17 protein-coding genes and 1 pseudogene are annotated in these 19,030 nt (G+C 59.9%); 14 read left to right on the forward strand and 4 right to left on the reverse strand.

Features of this window, described 5'->3' with window-relative positions:
• Nucleotides 1-75: 75 nt before the first annotated feature.
• The gene (locus tag WFO70_RS05325) at nt 76-1,611 is read right to left on the reverse strand and encodes a methyl-accepting chemotaxis protein (RefSeq protein WP_337014996.1); all 1,536 of its coding nucleotides are present in this window, start codon (nt 1,609-1,611) and stop codon (nt 76-78) included.
• Between the two features lie 350 nt (nt 1,612-1,961).
• Between WFO70_RS05325 and WFO70_RS05330 the strand changes: the two genes are divergently transcribed.
• The 10 genes and pseudogenes from WFO70_RS05330 to pptA all read left to right on the forward strand — a co-directional run bounded on the left by WFO70_RS05330 (nt 1,962) and on the right by pptA (nt 11,045).
• Entirely contained in the window at nt 1,962-2,501 is a 540-nt protein-coding gene (locus WFO70_RS05330; RefSeq protein WP_337014997.1) for an adenylate kinase, read from the forward strand.
• Nucleotides 2,502-2,611: 110 nt separating this feature from the next.
• Nucleotides 2,612-3,607: an LLM class flavin-dependent oxidoreductase gene (locus WFO70_RS05335; RefSeq protein ID WP_337014998.1), complete on the forward strand. Its 996-nt coding sequence runs from the start codon at nt 2,612-2,614 to the stop codon at nt 3,605-3,607.
• Nucleotides 3,604-4,725: an amidohydrolase gene (locus WFO70_RS05340; RefSeq protein ID WP_337014999.1), complete on the forward strand. Its 1,122-nt coding sequence runs from the start codon at nt 3,604-3,606 to the stop codon at nt 4,723-4,725. Before WFO70_RS05335 ends, WFO70_RS05340 begins: the two co-directional genes overlap by 4 nt.
• Nucleotides 4,726-4,740: 15 nt before the next feature.
• Nucleotides 4,741-7,016 (forward strand): annotated as a pseudogene (locus WFO70_RS05345) (NtaA/DmoA family FMN-dependent monooxygenase).
• Nucleotides 7,017-7,025: 9 nt separating this feature from the next.
• Nucleotides 7,026-7,535 carry a GNAT family N-acetyltransferase gene (locus WFO70_RS05350; protein WP_337015000.1) on the forward strand — a complete coding sequence of 170 codons (510 nt, stop codon included), beginning with the start codon at nt 7,026-7,028 and terminating at the stop codon, nt 7,533-7,535.
• A 9-nt stretch (nt 7,536-7,544) separates the two neighbouring features.
• Nucleotides 7,545-8,468, forward strand: coding sequence for an amino acid ABC transporter permease (locus tag WFO70_RS05355; RefSeq protein ID WP_337015002.1), 924 nt, complete (start codon nt 7,545-7,547; stop codon nt 8,466-8,468).
• Nucleotides 8,452-9,225 (forward strand): amino acid ABC transporter ATP-binding protein, encoded by a 774-nt coding sequence (locus tag WFO70_RS05360; RefSeq protein ID WP_077227950.1) that lies wholly within the window; start codon nt 8,452-8,454, stop codon nt 9,223-9,225. Before WFO70_RS05355 ends, WFO70_RS05360 begins: the two co-directional genes overlap by 17 nt.
• Before the next feature lie 9 nt (nt 9,226-9,234).
• Nucleotides 9,235-10,122: a transporter substrate-binding domain-containing protein gene (locus WFO70_RS05365; RefSeq protein ID WP_337015003.1), complete on the forward strand. Its 888-nt coding sequence runs from the start codon at nt 9,235-9,237 to the stop codon at nt 10,120-10,122.
• A 39-nt stretch (nt 10,123-10,161) separates the two neighbouring features.
• The gene (locus WFO70_RS05370) at nt 10,162-10,782 is read left to right on the forward strand and encodes a glutathione S-transferase family protein (protein ID WP_337015004.1); all 621 of its coding nucleotides are present in this window, start codon (nt 10,162-10,164) and stop codon (nt 10,780-10,782) included.
• Nucleotides 10,783-10,814: 32 nt separating this feature from the next.
• Nucleotides 10,815-11,045, forward strand: coding sequence for a tautomerase PptA (pptA, locus tag WFO70_RS05375; RefSeq protein ID WP_337015005.1), 231 nt, complete (start codon nt 10,815-10,817; stop codon nt 11,043-11,045).
• 87 nt (nt 11,046-11,132) lie between these two features.
• Here the strand turns inward: pptA and WFO70_RS05380 are convergent, their stop codons facing one another.
• On the reverse strand, nt 11,133-12,029 hold the full coding sequence (locus WFO70_RS05380) for a LysR family transcriptional regulator (protein WP_337015007.1): 897 nt from the start codon (nt 12,027-12,029) through the stop codon (nt 11,133-11,135).
• 129 nt (nt 12,030-12,158) lie between these two features.
• Here WFO70_RS05380 and WFO70_RS05385 point away from each other — a divergent pair, with 129 nt between their 5' ends.
• The 3 genes from WFO70_RS05385 to WFO70_RS05395 are packed head-to-tail and all read left to right on the forward strand — an operon-like array spanning nt 12,159 to nt 15,815.
• The gene (locus WFO70_RS05385) at nt 12,159-13,466 is read left to right on the forward strand and encodes an MFS transporter (protein WP_337015008.1); all 1,308 of its coding nucleotides are present in this window, start codon (nt 12,159-12,161) and stop codon (nt 13,464-13,466) included.
• A 15-nt stretch (nt 13,467-13,481) separates the two neighbouring features.
• Nucleotides 13,482-14,549, forward strand: coding sequence for a tartrate dehydrogenase (locus tag WFO70_RS05390; RefSeq protein ID WP_337015009.1), 1,068 nt, complete (start codon nt 13,482-13,484; stop codon nt 14,547-14,549).
• A 3-nt stretch (nt 14,550-14,552) separates the two neighbouring features.
• Nucleotides 14,553-15,815 (forward strand): glycerate kinase type-2 family protein, encoded by a 1,263-nt coding sequence (locus WFO70_RS05395; protein WP_337015010.1) that lies wholly within the window; start codon nt 14,553-14,555, stop codon nt 15,813-15,815.
• 91 nt (nt 15,816-15,906) lie between these two features.
• On the opposite strand, the gene WFO70_RS05400 is transcribed toward WFO70_RS05395, so the two are convergent.
• Nucleotides 15,907-16,896, reverse strand: a complete 990-nt coding sequence (locus WFO70_RS05400; RefSeq protein ID WP_337015011.1) for a zinc-dependent alcohol dehydrogenase family protein — start codon at nt 16,894-16,896, stop codon at nt 15,907-15,909.
• A gap of 88 nt (nt 16,897-16,984) precedes the next feature.
• Nucleotides 16,985-17,917: a LysR family transcriptional regulator gene (locus tag WFO70_RS05405; RefSeq protein WP_337015012.1), complete on the reverse strand. Its 933-nt coding sequence runs from the start codon at nt 17,915-17,917 to the stop codon at nt 16,985-16,987.
• 298 nt (nt 17,918-18,215) lie between these two features.
• Between WFO70_RS05405 and WFO70_RS05410 the strand changes: the two genes are divergently transcribed.
• Nucleotides 18,216-18,917: an MBL fold metallo-hydrolase gene (locus WFO70_RS05410; protein ID WP_442913366.1), complete on the forward strand. Its 702-nt coding sequence runs from the start codon at nt 18,216-18,218 to the stop codon at nt 18,915-18,917.
• The last annotated feature ends 113 nt before the right edge of the window (nt 18,918-19,030 follow it).

The following is a 19,030-nucleotide window of genomic DNA, read 5'->3' on the forward strand; positions in this document are numbered from 1 at the left end:
CAGGGCTCCCGGCAGCGACCGTCGCTTTAAAAAAGATATGACCTTTTCGCCGGGTTAGCCATTTTTGGGGATGCGTCAGCCGCCGAACACCGCAATCGCCTGTTGCAGGCGGGTGGTGCGCTGGGTGAGGTGGTTGGCCGCCTGGGTGACGTGCTCCACCATCCCGGTGTTGTTATGGGTCATCACCCCGATACGGGAAATGGACTCGTTAATCAGGGTCAGCGCCTGGGTCTGCTCCTGGGTGGCGTGGCCGATCTCTTTGATCAGAGCTGACATATTCAGCACGTTGCCAATCATGGTGGTTAACTGGGTTTCGGTCTGTTCCACCATATTCACCCCGGCATTGACGCTGGCAACGTTTTTCTCGATAAGCGCGGCGATCTCCTTCGCCGCTGACGCAGAGTGCTGGGCCAGATTACGCACTTCGGCGGCGACCACCGCAAAGCCGCGTCCGGCCTCACCAGCGCGGGCGGCTTCCACTGCGGCATTGAGCGCCAGAATATTGGTCTGGAAGGCGATACGGTCGATCACCGCGATGATATCGACAATCTGGCCGTTATCTTTCGAGACGGACTGCATCACGCCGATGGTCTGCTTCATCACCGCTTCGCCACTGTGCGCGCTGGCGCTGGTCTGGTCGGCCATGCGGATCGCCTCTTCCGCCGTCTGGGCGGTCTGTTTGACCGCGCTGGCAATCTCTTCCACCGCGGCGGCGGTCTGCTGCAAATCGCCTGAGGTCTCCTCCGAGCGGGCCTGCAGGGCATCGCCTTCTTTCGCCACCTGCTGGCTAATCGCGCGGATGCCGCTGATTTGCGTTCCGACGTCATCCACCAGCGAATTCAGGTTTAATCCGGACTGATTAACCAGCCGCATCATTAAACCAATCTCATCGACTCGATCGAAGTGGAAATAGTCGGTTTTGCGACCCGACACCACGCGCTGCATCTGTTTAACGATGGTTTTCACCGGGCGGCAGATTTGGGCATTGAGAAATATCGCCAGTAAAATAAACAGCAATGCGAGGCCGCCGGTTTGCAATAATCCGCCCGGGAATAATAAAGGCAGCGCCAGGGCGAGGAGGGCGGTAATGCCAAGGGCGTAATTAATCCGCTTTGCGGTGCTGAGCCGTTTAAACAGAGAAAGAAAAGAGAGTACTCCCCGGCGTACCAGCACCCCTTTATAAAAACGATGCCCTTTTAATTCGTTATTTCGCACCCGCTGATAAAGCGCCTCGCTGGCGTCTATTTCACTGCGCTCGGGAATATTTCGCACTGAAATATAACCGGTGAGGGTGTCATTCTGGTAAACCGGCGTAACGTTGGCCCGCACCCAGTAGTGATCCCCGTTGTGGCGGCGGTTCTTCACCAGCCCGGTCCAGCTCTCGCCCTGTTGCAGGGTAAACCACATATCGCCAAAGGCCTCCCGGGGCATATCCGGATGGCGGATCACATTATGCGGCTCTCCAGTAAGGTGTTCTTCTTTATAACCACTGGCATCAATAAAGGCCGAGTTCGCGTACGTAATATGACTCTGAGTATCGGTGGTCGACATTAACGTCGAGCCTTCGTTAAGCAAAAACTCGTTTTGTGTAACGTGATTGTTACGCCTCATGAATAACTCCATGGTGATGTCTGTGTGAAGAAAAGCCGCCCGAAGAAAAAAGCCTCAGGCAAGGTGATATCATTATCTTGAATATTACGGCTGGCGTATTCTCCACAAATTCTAATCAATTAGAAAGCACCTGAATTAACTATTTTTTCATCGCAGTCGGGGCATATGTAATAAAATTGCAATCATCCGGAAGAGAATATCCATACGGGCGGGAAATAAACTCACTTAAGGCAAATATAACCTTAATAATGACTCCATGGCGAAAACCACCTACCCGAAATCGTGTTTCATTAACAATCATAAAACATTATTATTGCTGGCCCGGCTTTCCCGACGCATCAGGACACAGGATGAAAATCAATATAATTGGTACCAGCGGCAGCGGCAAAAGCACGCTGGCCCGCAGGATCGCCGCCGAACTGGCGCTGCCCTGTATCGAAATGGACACCCTGTACTGGCGTTCCGACTGGCAGGGCACCCCGGATGAGATGCTGTTCGCGAAGCTGGAGGCGATACTCAGCGCCACGCCGGGCTGGGTGCTGGACGGCAACTACAACCGCACCCGTCCGATAAAATGGCGCAACGTCGATCTGGTGGTATGGGTCGATTACGGCCTGGCCCGCACCCTGCGCCAGGCGGTGATGCGAGCAGTGAAACGCGCCTGGACCCAGCAGGAGCTGTGGCCCGGCACTGGCAACCGGGAAAGTTTTCGCCGTTCCTTCTTTAGCCGGGAATCGATCCTGCTGTGGACGCTCAAAACCTGGCGCAGCAACCGGGCGCGCTATGAATCGGACATGCAGAACCCGGCTTTTGCCCATATCCGCTTCGTGCGCATCACCTCCCGCCAGCAGGCTGAGGCCCTGATCGCTGAGCTGCGTTCGTCCCTGTAATCCCACGCGGTATTTCTGAAATCCGGCAAACCAAATGTAAATTAATTGTTTCTCAGCGGTGAAATCGCCCCTTAATAATGGCGACATGTTTAGTCAAACGAGATTGCAACATGTCCTGGCGAATCAGCATTCTGGATAAAAGTCCTGTCGCAGAAAACGAAACGGCCGCCGATGCGCTGTCGCGCACCTTAAGCCTGGCGCAGCAGGCCGAAACCCTGGGTTATCACCGCTTCTGGATTGCCGAACACCACAACACCCCGCAGCTGGCGAGTCCGTCGCCTGAGCTGCTGATTGCCTGGATCCTCGGGCAGACCCGCCGCATCCGCGTCGGCTCCGGTGGGGTAATGCTGCAACACTACAGCCCGTACAAAGTGGCAGAGAACTTCAACCTGCTGGCGGCCATCGCCCCCGGTCGTGTGGATCTGGGCGTCGGCAAAGCGCCGGGCGGCCTGCCGCTTTCGACCCGGGCGTTACAGCTCGGCCTCAGTCAGCAGGATAAGGGCGATTTCGCCGCCCAGCTGGCGCAGCTGAACGGCTGGATCAACCCGACGTCACAGGAGGAGGCGGTTCGCGCCACTCCATTACCCCAGGTTCCGGCGGCGGGATTCCTGCTGGGAGCCAGCGCGGAGAGCGCGCGCCTTGCCGCCAGCCTCGACTGGGACTTCGTCTTTGCCGCCCATCTGAATGGCGACCCCGATCTGCTGCGCGAGGTGATTGGCACCTGGCGCGCCCATAGCGCCCGGGAGGTGATCGTCGCGGTGCAGGCCATCGTGGCCCCAACCCAGGCTCAGGCCGAGGATCTGGCCCAATCCGTCGAAGTGTGGGGCGTTGAGTTGGCCAACGGCCAGCGGGTCACCGTCGCCAGCGAAGAGCAGGCCTACGCCTTTGCCCGTCAGGCGGGCAGCGAGCCGCTGCGCATCGCCCGCCGCGCCCAGTCGCTGCTGGCGGGTACCGCGGAGTTTGTACTGGAACAGCTGGAGGCGCTGCATCAGCAGTGGGGCATTGACGAGTTCATTATTGATACCCCGGTTGCCGATGGCACCGTCCGCGTGCAGTCCCTGCGCCTGCTGGCCCAGGCCCGCGAGCCGCGGGAGGTGACGGTATGAGCCTCGAACAACAGCTGATCGCCTGGCGCCGCGAGCTGCACCAGAACCCGGAGCTCTCCGGTGAAGAAGTCCAGACTACCGCCCGCCTGCGTCAGTGGTTAGGCGACGCCGGAATTAAGGTTTTGCCTTACGAACTGGCAACCGGCGTGGTCGCCGAAGTGGGGAAGGGTGAAAAACAGATCGCCCTGCGGGCCGATATCGACGCCCTGCCGATTGACGAGCGTAGCGGCGTCGCCTTTACCTCTCAACGCCCCGGCGTGATGCACGCCTGCGGCCATGACATCCACACCAGCGTGATCCTCGGTGCGGCCCTAAAACTTAAAGAACGGGAAGCCTCCCTGAACGGTCGGGTGCGGATCTTGTTCCAGCCCGCAGAAGAGAACTTCGGCGGCGCTAAAAGCCTGGTGCGCGCAGGGGCCCTGCGCGACGTCAGCGCCATCTTCGGCATGCATAACGAGCCGGGTCTGCCGGTGGGCAGTTTCGCCACCCGCGGCGGCCCGTTCTACGCCAACGTCGACCGCTTTGTGTTCCGCATCACCGGCAAGGGGGCGCACGCTGCCCGGCCGCATGAAGGGAGCGACGCGATTGTACTCGCCAGCCAGCTGGTTACCGCCCTGCAAAGCGTCGCCAGCCGCAACGTGAATACCCTGGATTCGGTGGTGCTGAGCGTGACGCGCATTACCGGGGGCAACACCTGGAACGTGCTGCCGGAGAACGTCGAGCTGGAAGGGACCCTGCGCACCCATCGCACCGAAGTGCAGCAGAACGTGAAGGCCCGGGTGGCCGAAATTGCCGCCGGGTTTGCTGCCGCCTTTAACGCCCAAATCGACATCACCTGGTATGCGGGACCTACCGCGCTGGTCAACGACGCCAACTGGGCCGAATTTGCCACCTCGGTGGCGCGGGAGACCGGCTACGAGACCCGTCAGGCCGAGCTGCACATGGGCGGGGAGGATTTCGCCGTCTACCTGCAGCAGATCCCCGGAGCCTTCGTCAGCATCGGCAGCGCCAGCCAGTATGGCCTGCACCATCCGGCCTTTAACCCGGACGAGGCATTAATTGAACCTGCCGCGCGCTATTTCGCCCGGCTGGCAGAAAAAGCACTGAATCAACTTTAAGGGTAAGGAGGGACTATGTCCGCACCACGACAGCTGCGCCTGGGCACGATTTTGCACGGCGCGTCAGGGAATATGTCAGCCTGGCGCCATCCGGCGGCCCCGGCCGATGCCAGCATCAATTTTAACTTTGTCAAAGAGACGGCCCTGAAGGCCGAAGCGGGCAAGCTCGACTTTATCTTTGTCGCGGACGGCCTCTACATCAACGAGAAGTCGATCCCGCACTTTCTCAACCGCTTTGAGCCCCTGACCGTGCTGTCGGCGCTGGCGACCGTCACATCACGGTTGGGGCTGGTGGGCACATTATCTACCTCTTACAGCGAGCCCTTCACAGTGGCACGTCAGTTTGCCAGCCTCGATCACCTGAGCAATGGCCGGGCGGGCTGGAACGTGGTCACCTCGCCGCTGGAAGGGTCGGCGAAGAACTTCTCCCGCGACAAACACCCGGAGCACGCCCTGCGTTACCGCATCGCCGATGAGTATCTCGACGTGGTGAAAGGGCTGTGGGACTCCTGGGAGGGCGACGCCTTTGTGCGTAACAAAGAGACCGGGCAGTTCTTCGATCCGCAGAAACTGCACACCCTCGATCACCACGGCGATTTCTTTAAGGTGTCCGGGCCGCTGAACATTGGCCGCACGCCGCAGGGCAGGCCGATCGTCTTTCAGGCTGGCGCATCCGACGACGGCAAAAAGCTGGCGGCGAAACATGCCGACGCCATCTTTACCCATCATGAAACCTACGAAGAGGCGCAGGCCTTCTGGCACGACGTGAAAAGCCAGCTGAAACAGCATGGCCGTCGCGCCGACGAGCTGCACATCTTCCAGGGGGTGAGCGTCATTGTCGGTAAAGACGCCGACGACGTGGAGCAGCAGTACCAGACCACCGCCGCGCTGGTCTCCATCAACGATGCCCTGAACTATCTGGGCCGTTATTTTGAGCACCACGATTTCAGCCAGTATCCGCTGGATGAAGCCTTCCCGGACATTGGCGACCTGGGGAAAAACAGCTTCCGCAGCACCACCGATGAGATCAAACGTAACGCCCGGGAGCGCAACTTAACCCTGCGTCAGGTGGCGCTGGAAGCCGCCTCGCCGCGTCCGCGTTTTTCCGGCACTCCGGAACAGGTGGCCGACGGCTTACAGCAGTGGTTTGAAGGCTATGCAGCGGACGGTTTCATCATCCAGGGCGGCACCCCGGACACCTTCCCGCGCTTTGTCGATCAGGTGGTGCCGCTGTTGCAGGCGCGCGGCCTGTTCCGCACCGAATACCCGGGCACCACCCTGCGCGAGAGCCTGGGGTTAGACCAGCCGGTTAATCAGTTCACACAACAATAACGCCCACAACAATAAGAGAACCTGCCATGCAAAAATCATCGCTTATTCTGGCGCTCGCGCTGGCCTTTACCCCTGCCGTCTGGGCAGAGAACGTCAATATTAACGGCACCGGGGTCAGCCTCGAGGCCAACAAAACGCCGATCAACACTGCGAAGAATCCGCAGGCCATCGCCCAGCTTCCGGCCAGCTTTAAGCCGGTGGTGCCGGGTAAATTCACCGTGGCGATTGCCGGGCTGAGCCAGCCGCCGCTGACGGTGTTTGCCGATGACAACAAAACCCTGATTGGCAGCGAGGCCGACATCGCCCGTCTGGTGGCCGACAGCCTCGGGCTGGAGCTGAACGTGGTGCCGACCTCCTGGGAAGACTGGCCGCTGGGCGTGACCTCCGGGAAATACGATGCGGCGATCAGCAACATCACCGTCACCAAAGTGCGTAAAGAGAAGTTCGATTTCGCCACCTACCGCAAGGATTCGCTGGGCTTCTACGTGAAATCCACCAGCCCGATCAAGAAACTTGAGAAGGCGGAAGACATCGCCGGGCTGCGGATCATTGTTGGCTCCGGCACCAACCAGGAGGCGATCCTGCTGGCGTGGGATGCGGAGAACCAGAAGAAGGGGCTGAAGCCGTTCACCCCGATCTACACCAAAGATGATGCCGCCCAGACCCTGGCCCTGCAGTCCGGTCGTGCGGATGCCTACTTTGGCCCGAACGTGATTGGCGCGTGGAAAGCGGCCCTCAACGGTAAAACCAAACTGGTGGGCAGCGTGGACGGGGGCTGGCCGAAAGCGGCGCACATCGCCGTGACCCTGAAAAAAGGCAGTGGCCTGGCCGAGCCGGTACAGACCGCCCTGAACGGCGTGATCAAGAACGGCGACTACGACAAGGTGCTGAACCGCTGGGGTGAAGGGGTGGAGCGCATCCCGAGTTCCGAAGTGAATCCGGCTGGCCTCGGTGACTAAGGAGATCCCATGAGCGACCATTTTCGTGACGTATCGCCGGAGGACGCGGATCTTCAGCCCATCATTGAGGGGCTGTTTGGAGAGTACGCGGCGCGCTACGGCGACTATTTTTCCAAAGATGCCGAGATCGAACTGACCGAGTGGTATCTGGCACCCCAGGGGCTGTTTATTGTGCTGGAGCGCGACGGAAAAATCATCGCCACCGGCGCTTATAAACCCTTCGATGGGCAGACCGCCGAGATCAAACGGATCTGGACCGACAAATCCCTGCGTCAGCAGGGGCTTGCCGCCCGGGTGGTACAGGAGCTGGAGCGCCGGGCGGTACTGGCCGGTTACAGCCAGATCTACCTCACCACCGGCTTCCGTCAGCCGGAAGCGGTGCGGCTCTACCTGAGCCAGGGCTACGCGGCGCAGTTCGACCTTGAGCGCGACCCGGAAGAGTACAGCCAGCCGCCGTTCGACGGGCGGCTGCGCTTCACCAAAACGCTGGTACGCGAAGCGTTCAGTAAATCGGCATGAGGAACGACGATGAACAACGTTGAAACCATCAAAGTGGTCCCGGCGCGCTACCCGCTGCGTACGGTGGGGGCGATTGTTGCGCTGTTTGTGCTGGCGGTTGTCGTGCAGTCGGTGGCCTTTAACCCGCGCTGGGAGTGGAGCGTGTTCGCGCGCTGGTTCTTCGACCCGGTGATCCTCGAAGGGGTGGGGCAGACGCTGCTCCTGACCCTGATCGGCACCGCGCTCAGCGTGGTGATCGGCGGCATGTTAGCCCTGGCGCGGCTGTCGTCCTCGTGGCTGCTGAGCAGCCTCGCCTGGGGCTACATCTGGCTGTTCCGCTCGCTGCCGCTGATTGTGGTTCTGATCATCCTTTATAACTTCTCCTATCTGTACGACACGCTCTCTCTCGGCGTGCCGTTCACCGGCATTACCTGGGGCAGCTTTGAGACCATCAACGTGCTGGGGCAATTCTCCACCGCAGTGGTCGGCCTGACGCTGGTGCAGAGCGCCTATACCGCAGAGATCATTCGCGGTGGCTTCCTGGGGGTCGATCACGGTCAGTATGAAGCGGCCGCCGCGCTGGGCTTACCGGCCTCGCGCCGCACCCTGCGCATTATCCTGCCCCAGGCGCTGCGCACCATTCTGCCGTCCGGATTCAACGAGATCATCAGCCTCGCCAAGGGCACGGCGATGGTTTACGTCCTGGCGATGCCGGAGCTGTTCTACACCATCCAGATGATCTACAACCGCACCCAGGAGGTGATCCCGCTGCTGATGGTCGGTGCCGTCTGGTATCTGGTGATCACCACCGTGCTCTCGGCGATTCAGCACCTGGTGGAACGTGCCCTGGCCCGCAGCGAGCGCCGCTCGGCGGTAAACTCCACCCGCGCCACCCGCACCCGTTCCGTTACCACCCAGACGACACAGGAGCCTGTCCATGCAAGCCTCTCCTGAAGGACATATTTCGATTACCGGCGTGAGCAAGTTCTTTGGCCGCCACAAGGCGCTGGATAACGTTTCGCTGGAGATCCCGCCGGGCTCGGTGACGGTGATCCTCGGGCCGTCCGGCTCCGGAAAATCGACGCTGCTGCGCACCATTAACCACCTGGAGCGCGTCGATGAAGGCTTTATCCAGATTGACGGGGACTACATCGGCTATCGCCGTGAAGGCAATACCCTGTACGAGCTGAAAGAGAAAGCGATCCTCAAACAGCGGGTTAACGTCGGCTACGTGTTTCAGAACTTCAACCTGTTCCCGCACCTGACGGTACTGGAAAACCTCATCGAAGCGCCGATTGCCCATAAACAGCTAAGCCGCAAAGAAGCGGTCGAACGGGCCTACGATCTGCTGGACGTGGTTGGGCTGCGCGATAAGGCCGACGCCTGGTCGCGGCACCTTTCCGGCGGCCAGCAGCAGCGTATCGCCATCGCCCGCGCCCTGGCCCTGCGCCCGCGGGTGATGCTGTTTGATGAGCCGACCTCGGCGCTTGATCCCGAGCTGGTGGGCGAGGTACTGGATGTGATCAAAAAGCTGGCCCGCTCCGGCACCACCCTGGTGGTGGTGACCCATGAGATTGGCTTTGCCCGGGAAGTGGCGGACCAGGTGGTATTTATGGTCGATGGCAAAATCGTCGAGCAGGGCAGCAGCGACGAGGTGCTGAACCGTCCGTCCCACGCCCGAACGCGGCAGTTCCTGTCGAAAGTGCTCTGAGGAGAGAAGATGAAAAAGGGATTACTGGCGTTGGTTATGGTGGCATCCACCAGCCAGGCTGCAATAGATTTACAGGCTAACGAGCAGCCGCTGCCGGTGACGGTGGATCAGCAGGCGGTGGCGAAGATCCCCGCGAACTACAAATTTGTAGAACCGGGCACCTTAACCGTCGCCATTTCGGCCCTCAACTCGCCGCCGCTGGCGCTGCTGGCCAGCGATAACCGCACCCGTATTGGCAGCGATCCGGATATCGCCCGGCTGCTGGCGGGCAGCCTGGGATTAAAACTCAAGCTGGTGCCGACGGCGTGGGAGGACTGGCCGCTGGGCATCACCTCCGGGCGTTACGACGTGGCGCTGGTCAACATTGCGGTGACCGAACAGCGGAAACAGAAGTTTGATTTTGCCACCTATCGCGTCGATAACCTGGCCTTCTCGGTGAAATCCACCAGCGAGGTGCAGTCGATCAAGGGCGCAGCCGATCTGTCAGGTAAAAAGGTGATTGTCGGCTCCGGCACCAACCAGGAACGCATTCTGCTGGGCTGGAACGAGGAGAACAAAACCGCCGGGCGCGAGCCCGCGCTGCCGGTCTACCTGACCGATGACGCCTCCGGCAATCTCTATATCCAGTCCGGCAGGGCGGACGTGTTCTTTGGCCCGCAGTCGGTATCGGCCTATAAAGCGGCCCTGACCGGCAAAACCCGCGTGGTGGGCTTAGGGCCGAAGAAGGCCTATGTCGCCACCACCACCAAAAAGGGTAACGAGCTGGTGTATGCCCTGCAGGCTGCGCTCGACGGAGCCATCCAGCGGGGGGACTACCAGAAGGTGCTGGCCCGCTGGGGGGAGCAGGGCGAGGCGGTGGCGCAGTCGGAGGTCAATCCCCCCGGGATAACCTACTGAGGCTGCTCTACACTTAAGGCTTTGACCGAGGTATAGCCGATGATCAAAGTCTATGGTGTTCCCGGCTGGGGTTCAGCCATCAGTGAAGTGATGCTGACCCTCGCCGACATTCCCTATCAGTTTATCAACGTCGACGGGTTCGATAAGCCGGGCGCTACGCGCGAGCTGCTCGAAAAACTCAATCCCCTGTGCCAGGTGCCAACGGTCGAGCTGGAGAATGGCGAGATCATGACGGAAACGGCGGCGATTGCACTGATGATCCTCGACCGCTGTCCTGACCTCGCGCCCCCCATCGGGAGTCGCGAGCGCCAGCAGTTTCAGCGTCTGCTGATCTGGCTGGTAGCCAACGTCTATCCCACCTTTACCTACGCCGACTACCCGGAACGCTGGACGCCGGATGCCCCGGAACAGCTACAGCAAAACTGCCGTGAATACCGGAAATCGCTCTATCTGTGGCTGGATAATCATCTTAAGGCGTCGCCTTACGCTTTTGGCGCGCAGATCACCCTTATCGACTGTTATCTGTGTGTGATGCGCACCTGGGGACCACGACCTGACTGGTTTGCCGCCAACACCCCGAATATCACCGCAATTGCCGATTGCGTGGGCAAGCTCCCGAAACTGCACAAGGTGCTAAAAGACAACGAGATACTCTGTTAGTCTGGATCCCTTATTCAAAAGGAGCCCTGCACATGCCACACGTCAATATCAAATGCTTCCCCCGCGACCTGAACGCCGAGCAAAAAACCGCCCTGGCGGCGGATATCGCCGAGGTGATCACCCGTCATCTGAACAGTAAAGATCGCGCTATCTCCGTGGCCCTGAACGAAGTTCAGGAAGCCGACTGGAAAGCACAGGTCTGGGATACGGAGATTGGCCCGAAGCTGGATGAGCTGATTAAGAAGCCGGGTTATTCGATGTAAGCCTTTTGCCGGGCGGCGCTGCGCTTGCCCGGCCTACAAAGGCTCGGTACCCGTAGGTCGGGTAAGGCGCAGCCGCCACCCGGCTATTCACACATACAGCTCCGGATGCGCCTCCAGCATCGTCAGCATATTATCCCGAATCTCATCCTGCGCCCCGGCCATCCACACCGCTTCCAGCGGCATTCCCATCTGCTCCGCGCCGTTGAGTTGCACAAATTTAACTCCCGGCATCAGATAACGACTGCTCCACGCCGGGACAATCGCCAGACCAATCCCCGCCGCGACCAGGTTGATAATGGTCTGCTTCTCGTCGGCCATCTGTGACACCGTCACTTCAATTCCCGCGTTATGGAACAGCTTCATGGTCAGGTCGTGGCTGTGCGGGCGCGAGCGCCGCTCGGGCAGGATCATCGGCATCCCTTCCAGTTCGGCGATATCAACCCTTTGCCGATCGGCAAAAGGGTGGCTGGCAGGCAGGGCCAGAATGCCGGGCTCATTACACAAAAACGCCCGGCCAAACTGGGCGTCGAGCTGGGCGGGAGGGCGGATAAACACCAGATCCAGCCTGCCGCTTTTCAGCTTCGGCAGCAGATGGACGGTCTTATCTTCGAAGAGTTGGATCTCCACCGTCGGGTAGTGCTGGCGGAACAGTTGCAGCAATCCCGGCAGCAATCCGATGGCCGCGCTGTCGATGGTGCCGACGCGCAAAAGCGGCTGTGCCCGGCGCGGATTTTGACGAAATTGCAACATGATCGCATCGGCGTGGGCCAGCAGCTTTCGCGCCTCTTCCCGCAGCAACACGCCGTTCTCGGTCAGCGCCACCCGACGAGTGGAGCGGGTAAACAGCCGCGTGCCAAGTGCCTCTTCTAAAAGACGAATATTTCTCCCCAGGGCGGAGGGAAGCATATCCAGGCGCTGGGCCGCCTGGCCGAAATGCAGGGTCTCTGCCACCGCCAGGAAACAGCGCAGGTGTTGTAGTTCCATTTGGGCTCGCTCGCGATTATTGCATTTTTTTGTATAAACCGATGCGCATGATCATGCAAGAAATATCAGCATACTCATCAAGGCAGCCCGACTGCGTACCCTACAAAATAATTATGAGGAATACCTCACATGACCTGCACAATCGAACAACGGGTTATGCGCAAGATCACCTTGCGCATCGTCCCCTTCATCATGCTGTTGTACTTCATCGCCTTCCTTGACCGGGTCAACATCGGTTTCGCGGCCCTGACCATGAACGCCGATCTCGGCTTCTCCCCGGCGGTGTTTGGCTTCGGGGCCGGGATCTTCTTTCTCGGCTATTTTCTGTTTGAAGTCCCGTCCAACCTGATCCTGCACAAGGTCGGGGCGCGCATCTGGATTGCCCGGGTGATGATCACCTGGGGGCTGGTCTCCGGCGGCATGGCTTTTGTCCAGAGCACCACCAGCTTCTACAGCCTGCGCTTTCTGCTCGGCGTGGCGGAAGCGGGCTTCTTCCCGGGGATCATCCTCTACTTAAGCTACTGGTTCCCGGCGCAGAAACGCGCCCAGGTCACGGCAATCTTTATGGCCGCGGCACCTATCTCCACCGCGCTCGGCTCGCCAATCTCCGCCGCACTGCTGGAGATGCACGGCATGCTGGGCTTCGCCGGCTGGCAGTGGATGTTTGTGCTCGAAGCGGTACCGGCGGTGATCCTCGGCGTGGTGGTGCTGTTCTGGCTCACCGACCGCCCGGAAAAGGCGAAATGGCTCAGCGAAGAGGAGCGCGGCTGGCTGATTGCCACCCTGCAACGTGAGCAGGCTGCGAAACAGGCCACGGCGCAGCACAGCGTCTGGAAAGGGTTACTCGATAAACGCGTGCTGGCCCTGTCGCTGGTCTACTTCGGCACCTCCGCCGGGCTCTACACCCTGGGCATCTGGTCGCCGCAGATCATTAAAACCCTCGGCGTCTCCTCCATGACCGTCGGCCTGTTGAACGCCATTCCGGCCGTGATGGCGGTAGTGGCGATGGTGCTCTGGGCCCGCCATTCTGACAAAACCGGCGAACGCTCGTGGCACGTGATTGCCGCCTGCATCGTGGCCGCGGCTGGCCTGTTTATGGCGGGCAGCACGGCGAGCATCGTCGGGGTGATCCTCGCCCTGACCATCGTTAACTGCGGCATCAGCGCCTCCAAGCCCCCGCTGTGGAGCATGCCAACCCTGTTCCTTTCCGGCTCGGCAGCAGCGGCGGGTATCGCAACCATCAACTCACTCGGCAACCTGGGCGGCTTTGTCGGTCCGTTCATGATCGGCCTGATTAAACAGCAGACCGGCAGTTACACCTGGGGGCTGTGGTTTGTCGCCGGACTGCTGATCCTCTCTTCACTGGTAGTTCTGTGGCTCTCGGCGTCCAGCCGCAAGGCGCAGGCTAATGAACCATTAATTCAGTCAAAACATTAATTTAAGGAAACAGAGATGAAAGATTACGCCATTGCAGCTATCCCCGCAGACGGTATCGGCCCGGAAGTGATCACCGCGGGCGTTGAGGTGTTACACGCGCTGGCCCAGCGTCAGGGGGATATGCGTTTCTCGGTACATACCTTCGAGTGGGGCTCGGACTACTACAAAACCCACGGGGTGATGATGCCGGAAGACGGGCTGGAGCAGTTAAAAGCCTTCGACGCCATCTACTTTGGCGCGGTGGGTGCCCCGGACGTGCCGGATCACATTACCCTGTGGGGGCTGCGCCTGCCGATCTGCCAGGGCTTCGACCAGTATGCCAACGTCCGTCCGACCAAAATCCTGCCGGGCATTCAGTCCCCGCTGCGCAAGGCGGTGCCGGGTACCCTCGACTGGGTGATTGTGCGTGAGAACTCGGAAGGGGAATATTCCGGCCACGGTGGCCGGGCGCACCGCGGCCTGCCGGAAGAGGTGGGCACCGAAGTGGCGATTTTCACCCGCACCGGGGTGACGCGCATCATGCGCTACGCCTTCCGCCTGGCGCAGACCCGTCCGCGCAAGCTGTTAACCGTGGTCACCAAGTCCAACGCCCAGCGTCACGGGATGGTGATGTGGGACGAGATCGCCGCCGAAGTGGCGCGCGAGTTCCCGGACGTGACCTGGGACAAAATGCTGGTGGACGCCATGACCGTGCGCATGACCCTGCATCCGGAGTCGCTGGACACCATCGTCGCCACCAACCTGCACGCCGATATCCTCTCCGATCTGGCCGGGGCGCTGGCGGGCAGTCTGGGGGTGGCACCTACTGCCAATATCGATCCGGAGCGTCGTTTCCCGTCAATGTTTGAACCGATCCACGGTTCGGCGTTTGATATCACCGGCAAGGGCATCGCCAACCCGGTCGCCAGCTTCTGGACCGCGGCGCAGATGCTGGAACACCTGGGGGAAGGCGAGGCGGCAACCCGTCTTATGGCCGCCGTGGAAAAAGTCTGTGCCGAGGGCATCATGACCCCGGACGTGGGCGGTACGGCCAACACCCGCGAGGTCACCCAGGCGGTGATCCGCGCCATCGCAGAAGGCTGACCTATGGCACAACACGACGACAGCGCCCTGCGAGGGGCGCTTACTGAGATCTTCATGGCGGCAGTGAAAAGTGCCGATCCGCATGAGGCACTGATTAAGGCGCTGCCGGAGAAACCGCGCGGGCGCTGCATTGTGGTCGGAGCCGGGAAAGCCAGCGCCGCCATGGCCGCCGCGCTGGAGGCCGCCTGGTCGGATGTCGATCTGCAGGGTGTGGTAGTGACGCGCTACGGTCACGCGGTGCCGACGCAAAAAATCCGCATCCTCGAGGCGGCGCACCCGGTCTCGGATGCGATGAGCGAAGTGGCCTCGATGCTGATGATGGAACAGGTCAAACATCTCAGTGCCGACGACTGCGTGATTGCGCTGATCTCCGGCGGGGGCTCGTCGCTGCTGGCCCTGCCACGCAAGGGCATCACCCTGGCCGACAAACAGTTGGTTAACCAGGCGCTGTTGAAGAGCGGGGCGACCATCCACGAGATGAATACCGTGCGCAAGCAGCTGTCGGATATCAAGGGCGGACGCCTGGCGCTGGCGGCGCTTCCCGCCCGGGTGATTACCCTGATCATCAGCGATGTGCCCGGGGACGATCCCCAGAGCATCGCCTCCGGCCCGACAGTGGCGGACTCGTCCACGGCGGAAGAGGCGCTGGAGATTATCGCCCGCTATCGTCTGGCGCTGCCGGAGCCGGTAATGCGGGTCCTGCGCACCCCGCGGGCTCCGGTGACCACGGCAGAGATAGACGAGGATATCCGCCTGATCGCCACCCCCTCCGGCGCGCTGGCTGCCGCTGCCGCCGTGGCGCAGCGGATGGGTTATACCCCGTTGATGCTGGGGGATGCTCTGGAAGGCGAAAGCGCCCAGATGGGAATTATGATGGCCGGGATCGCCAAATCGGTGAAGCAGCATGGCCTGCCGGTGAAAGGCCCGGCGGTGCTGTTAAGCGGCGGAGAGACAACAGTCACTATTGGCGATTCGGGCGGTGGCCGCGGCGGGCGCAACACTGAATTTCTGCTGGCGCTGGCCTGCGCCCTGAAGGGTGAGAAGGGGATTTACGCTATCGCCGGGGACAGCGACGGGATTGACGGCACCGAGGACGCGGCAGGAGCAATCGTTACGCCGGATACGCTGCATCGCACTTCGCTGGATGCCAGATCCATGCTGCGTGGGCATGACAGCTACAGCTATTTTTCCGCACTGGGGGATCTGGTGATAACCGGGCCAACCTTAACTAACGTGAATGATATTCGGGTAGTGATGATTACCTGACGTGAAACTTGCCGGGCGGCAGCTTCGCTTTGCCCGGCCTACAACTCGTATCCCGTAGGCCGGGTAAGCGGTAGCGCCACCCGGCATGTGTTTACACCGCCACCACAATTTTACCCACCTGGCCGTTCGACTCCATATAGCGCTGTGCGTCAGCAATTTGTTCCAGTGGGAAGGTCTTGTCGATGAGCGGCTTCAGGGCACCCGTGCGTAATCCTTCACTGACAAAGGCTTTTGCTCGCGCCATTTTTTCAGCATCGGTGGTGATTTCGAAAAGCTCATAGCCCCGGAAGGTCAGGTGCTTACCCAGGATGGCGAAGACCGGAACCGATAGGTCGCGGCTGTCCAGCGCACCATACTGAAAGAAAATCGCGCCGTCGGACATCACCTTCGCAATCTCAGCCACACCCGGGCCGCCGACCGGGTCAAAAGCCATTTGGATCCCTTTGTCGGCAGTGATCCGGTTAATCTCCGCCGCCACACTCTGCTCCTGGCTGGCGACCACAGCAGCCGCACCGGCTTCCAGCAGTAGAGCGCGTTTATCACCGGTACGCGTCATGGCGATGGGGATGGCACCACGCATCCTGGCGATCTGTATTGCCGCCAGCCCGACGCTACTGGACGCGGCATTGATCAGTACATGATCGCCCGCTTTGAGGTTGCCGTATTCAATCAACGCTCCGAAGGCGGTGACGTACATCATCCAACTGGCGGCAGCCTGCTCAAAACTGAGATTCTGCGGATGTTTTACCACCGCGTGCGCCGGGGCGTTCACCACTTCGCCGTACATCCCGTAGTCACTGAACATAAAGGCGGGGATCACGCTCACGCAGTCACCCGGGGCAAAGTCCGTGACGTTTGTCCCTACGGCTTTGACCACGCCGGCGGCTTCGTAGCCAAGGCGGGCCGGAAACTGTGGATCGATAACGTACTGACCGGTGCGGTACATGATTTCCGCGCGGTTAATGCCAATGGCACGTACGGCAATCTGCACCTCATTTGGGCCAGGGGCAGGTACGACAACATCTTTAATTTCAAGCACATCGGCGCTACCTACACGATTAAACACGACAACTTTAGACATCTTTCACCTCGAAGAACGATAAGGACAATTGCATGAGCAAAATGTACCGGGCAACGTTCGGGGGAAAAACCGCTGTCGCGGAACTTCACTATTTCTCTGTGGGTAATAATCCATTGAGCTGCGCCGATTTCCCGGCAAAAAGCTCAGTCAGCCAGTCGATAAACACCCTGACTTTGGGCGCCAGATAACGTCTGTCGGGATACAGCACCGAGATGGGTTTCGTCACCGTGGTGTAATCAGCAAGCACTTCAACCAGCCTGCCGGCCTGGAGATGCGGGGCCAGCACGGCATGGATCCCCTGTAACATTCCCAGCCCTGAAAGGCCGCATGAGAGCAGGATATCGGAATTATCGACCAGCATGGTTCTGGCCGGACGGAAGACCACGGCCTCGCCATCTTTCACAAAGCGCCAGTCCATCACCGCGCGACTGTGGCCCGAAAAGAACATCACGGCTTTGTGCGCGGGCAGATCGTCTGGCGTCTCAGGTACGCCATATTTTTCCAGGTAGGTAGGGGCGGCACAGGTCACCAGACGTGCATCGCCAAGACGGCGGGAGATCAGCGTCGAGTCCTGCAGTTCCCCCATACGGATCACACAGTCAATACCTTCCGCTACCATGTCGACACGGTGGTCGGAAGAGGTCAGCTCCAGCTCGATGTCCGGATATTTTTCCTGAAAGCTGGCCAGGGCGGGGATCAGCACCGCATGCGCCAGCGACAGGGGGGTATCCACACGCAGACGGCCTCGCGGCGGACGCGTGGGCGAAAAAGAGGCCAGCACATCGTCCACTTCAAGCAGCAGAGATTTCGCGCGTTGTAAAAAAACTTCTCCTTCTGATGTCAGGCTGATTTTGCGGGTGGTGCGGTGCAGTAATTTACTGCCCAGCTCATCTTCCAGCTGCTGCAGGGCTTTGGTGACGGCAGGGCGGTGAAGATGCAGGACATCCGCCGCCCGGGCAAAGCTGCCCTGTTCAGCAACTTCAACAAATATGGTCATGAGCTCAAACATTCTGGCGCGCATTTTTCACAGCCTTCCGTACAGGATTGTTTCTTTATTGATAACAGTGTAATACGAAAACGCCGCTTTTTACTGCATCACCAAATACTTATGCTTACTTCACTCCAGTCAACAAGGTGATGATATGTCATTAATTCATAACTACCAGGCACCCATGGTCAACCGCAAAAAAGTGGGCGATATGATGATCACCCTGCTCAGCGATGGCTATCTGGATGCCTCATTTGAGCTGCTCTCCGGCATTACCGGTTCGCAGGCGGAAGCCTTACTGCAACGACGCGGGGCGTCGGTTCTGCCCCGGATGAACATCAATGTCTATGTCATTCAGAACGGCAAGCAGACCATTCTGGTCGACAGCGGGGCGGGGAACTTCAAGGGCTGGGGCGGTCGTCTCCCCGTGGCGTTGGCGGCGGCGGGCATCGATCCGCTGCAAATTGATACGATCCTGCTGACCCACGCGCATCCTGACCATATAGGCGGCCTGGCGGGCCCGCTGCAAACGCCTCATTTCCGCAACGTCGAACGGCTGTTTGTGCATCAGGATGAACTGGCTTTCTGGCGCAACCAAACCCTGCAGGCCAGCGCCCCGGACGGCTTTAAACCTGCCTTTGCTCTGGCTCAAAATGCCTTTGCAGCGTACGAGCAGAAGCTGGTGCCGTTCGCTCACGAGGATATTCTACCGGGCATTCAGGCGGTGGCGCTGCCGGGGCACACGCCGGGCCATAGCGGTTATGTTGTCGGAAACGAGAACGAATCGCTGCTGATCTGGGGGGATATCGTCCATTTCCCGCATATACAGGTTGAACACCCGGACGTGACCATCGCCTTTGACAGCGACCCTGCCGCGGCGGCCTTAACCCGCAAGCGCCTGCTGGAACGGGTGGCCAGTGATAATCTCAGCGTTTCAGGCATGCACTTTAACGCGCCCGTCACCGCGACGGTAAAGCGGGGTGCTGAGCAACAGTTCGCGTTACATTACGACGGATGGTCTCCGGCAGTATAAATCCTCACTTCTTTCGACCGCAGAATCACCCGTCTCCCCCTTCACAGGGCACTACACTGATCAACATACCTGCACGCGCTAACCCAGCGCGTGATTGTCATGTCCATTAAATA

It is taken from the genome of Leclercia sp. AS011 (genome assembly GCF_037152535.1).
Lineage (GTDB): Bacteria > Pseudomonadota > Gammaproteobacteria > Enterobacterales > Enterobacteriaceae > Enterobacter.

What these genes read in the sequence shown, in the direction of transcription:
- WFO70_RS05325 (WP_337014996.1), bottom strand. Translation starts at nt 1,611, where the DNA reads ATGAGGCGTAACAATCACGTTACACAAAACGAGTTTTTGCTTAACGAA.
- WFO70_RS05330 (WP_337014997.1), top strand. Translation starts at nt 1,962, where the DNA reads ATGAAAATCAATATAATTGGTACCAGCGGCAGCGGCAAAAGCACGCTG.
- WFO70_RS05335 (WP_337014998.1), top strand. Translation starts at nt 2,612, where the DNA reads ATGTCCTGGCGAATCAGCATTCTGGATAAAAGTCCTGTCGCAGAAAAC.
- WFO70_RS05340 (WP_337014999.1), top strand. Translation starts at nt 3,604, where the DNA reads ATGAGCCTCGAACAACAGCTGATCGCCTGGCGCCGCGAGCTGCACCAG.
- WFO70_RS05350 (WP_337015000.1), top strand. Translation starts at nt 7,026, where the DNA reads ATGAGCGACCATTTTCGTGACGTATCGCCGGAGGACGCGGATCTTCAG.
- WFO70_RS05355 (WP_337015002.1), top strand. Translation starts at nt 7,545, where the DNA reads ATGAACAACGTTGAAACCATCAAAGTGGTCCCGGCGCGCTACCCGCTG.
- WFO70_RS05360 (WP_077227950.1), top strand. Translation starts at nt 8,452, where the DNA reads ATGCAAGCCTCTCCTGAAGGACATATTTCGATTACCGGCGTGAGCAAG.
- WFO70_RS05365 (WP_337015003.1), top strand. Translation starts at nt 9,235, where the DNA reads ATGAAAAAGGGATTACTGGCGTTGGTTATGGTGGCATCCACCAGCCAG.
- WFO70_RS05370 (WP_337015004.1), top strand. Translation starts at nt 10,162, where the DNA reads ATGATCAAAGTCTATGGTGTTCCCGGCTGGGGTTCAGCCATCAGTGAA.
- pptA (WP_337015005.1), top strand. Translation starts at nt 10,815, where the DNA reads ATGCCACACGTCAATATCAAATGCTTCCCCCGCGACCTGAACGCCGAG.
- WFO70_RS05380 (WP_337015007.1), bottom strand. Translation starts at nt 12,029, where the DNA reads ATGGAACTACAACACCTGCGCTGTTTCCTGGCGGTGGCAGAGACCCTG.
- WFO70_RS05385 (WP_337015008.1), top strand. Translation starts at nt 12,159, where the DNA reads ATGACCTGCACAATCGAACAACGGGTTATGCGCAAGATCACCTTGCGC.
- WFO70_RS05390 (WP_337015009.1), top strand. Translation starts at nt 13,482, where the DNA reads ATGAAAGATTACGCCATTGCAGCTATCCCCGCAGACGGTATCGGCCCG.
- WFO70_RS05395 (WP_337015010.1), top strand. Translation starts at nt 14,553, where the DNA reads ATGGCACAACACGACGACAGCGCCCTGCGAGGGGCGCTTACTGAGATC.
- WFO70_RS05400 (WP_337015011.1), bottom strand. Translation starts at nt 16,896, where the DNA reads ATGTCTAAAGTTGTCGTGTTTAATCGTGTAGGTAGCGCCGATGTGCTT.
- WFO70_RS05405 (WP_337015012.1), bottom strand. Translation starts at nt 17,917, where the DNA reads ATGCGCGCCAGAATGTTTGAGCTCATGACCATATTTGTTGAAGTTGCT.
- WFO70_RS05410 (WP_442913366.1), top strand. Translation starts at nt 18,216, where the DNA reads ATGAACATCAATGTCTATGTCATTCAGAACGGCAAGCAGACCATTCTG.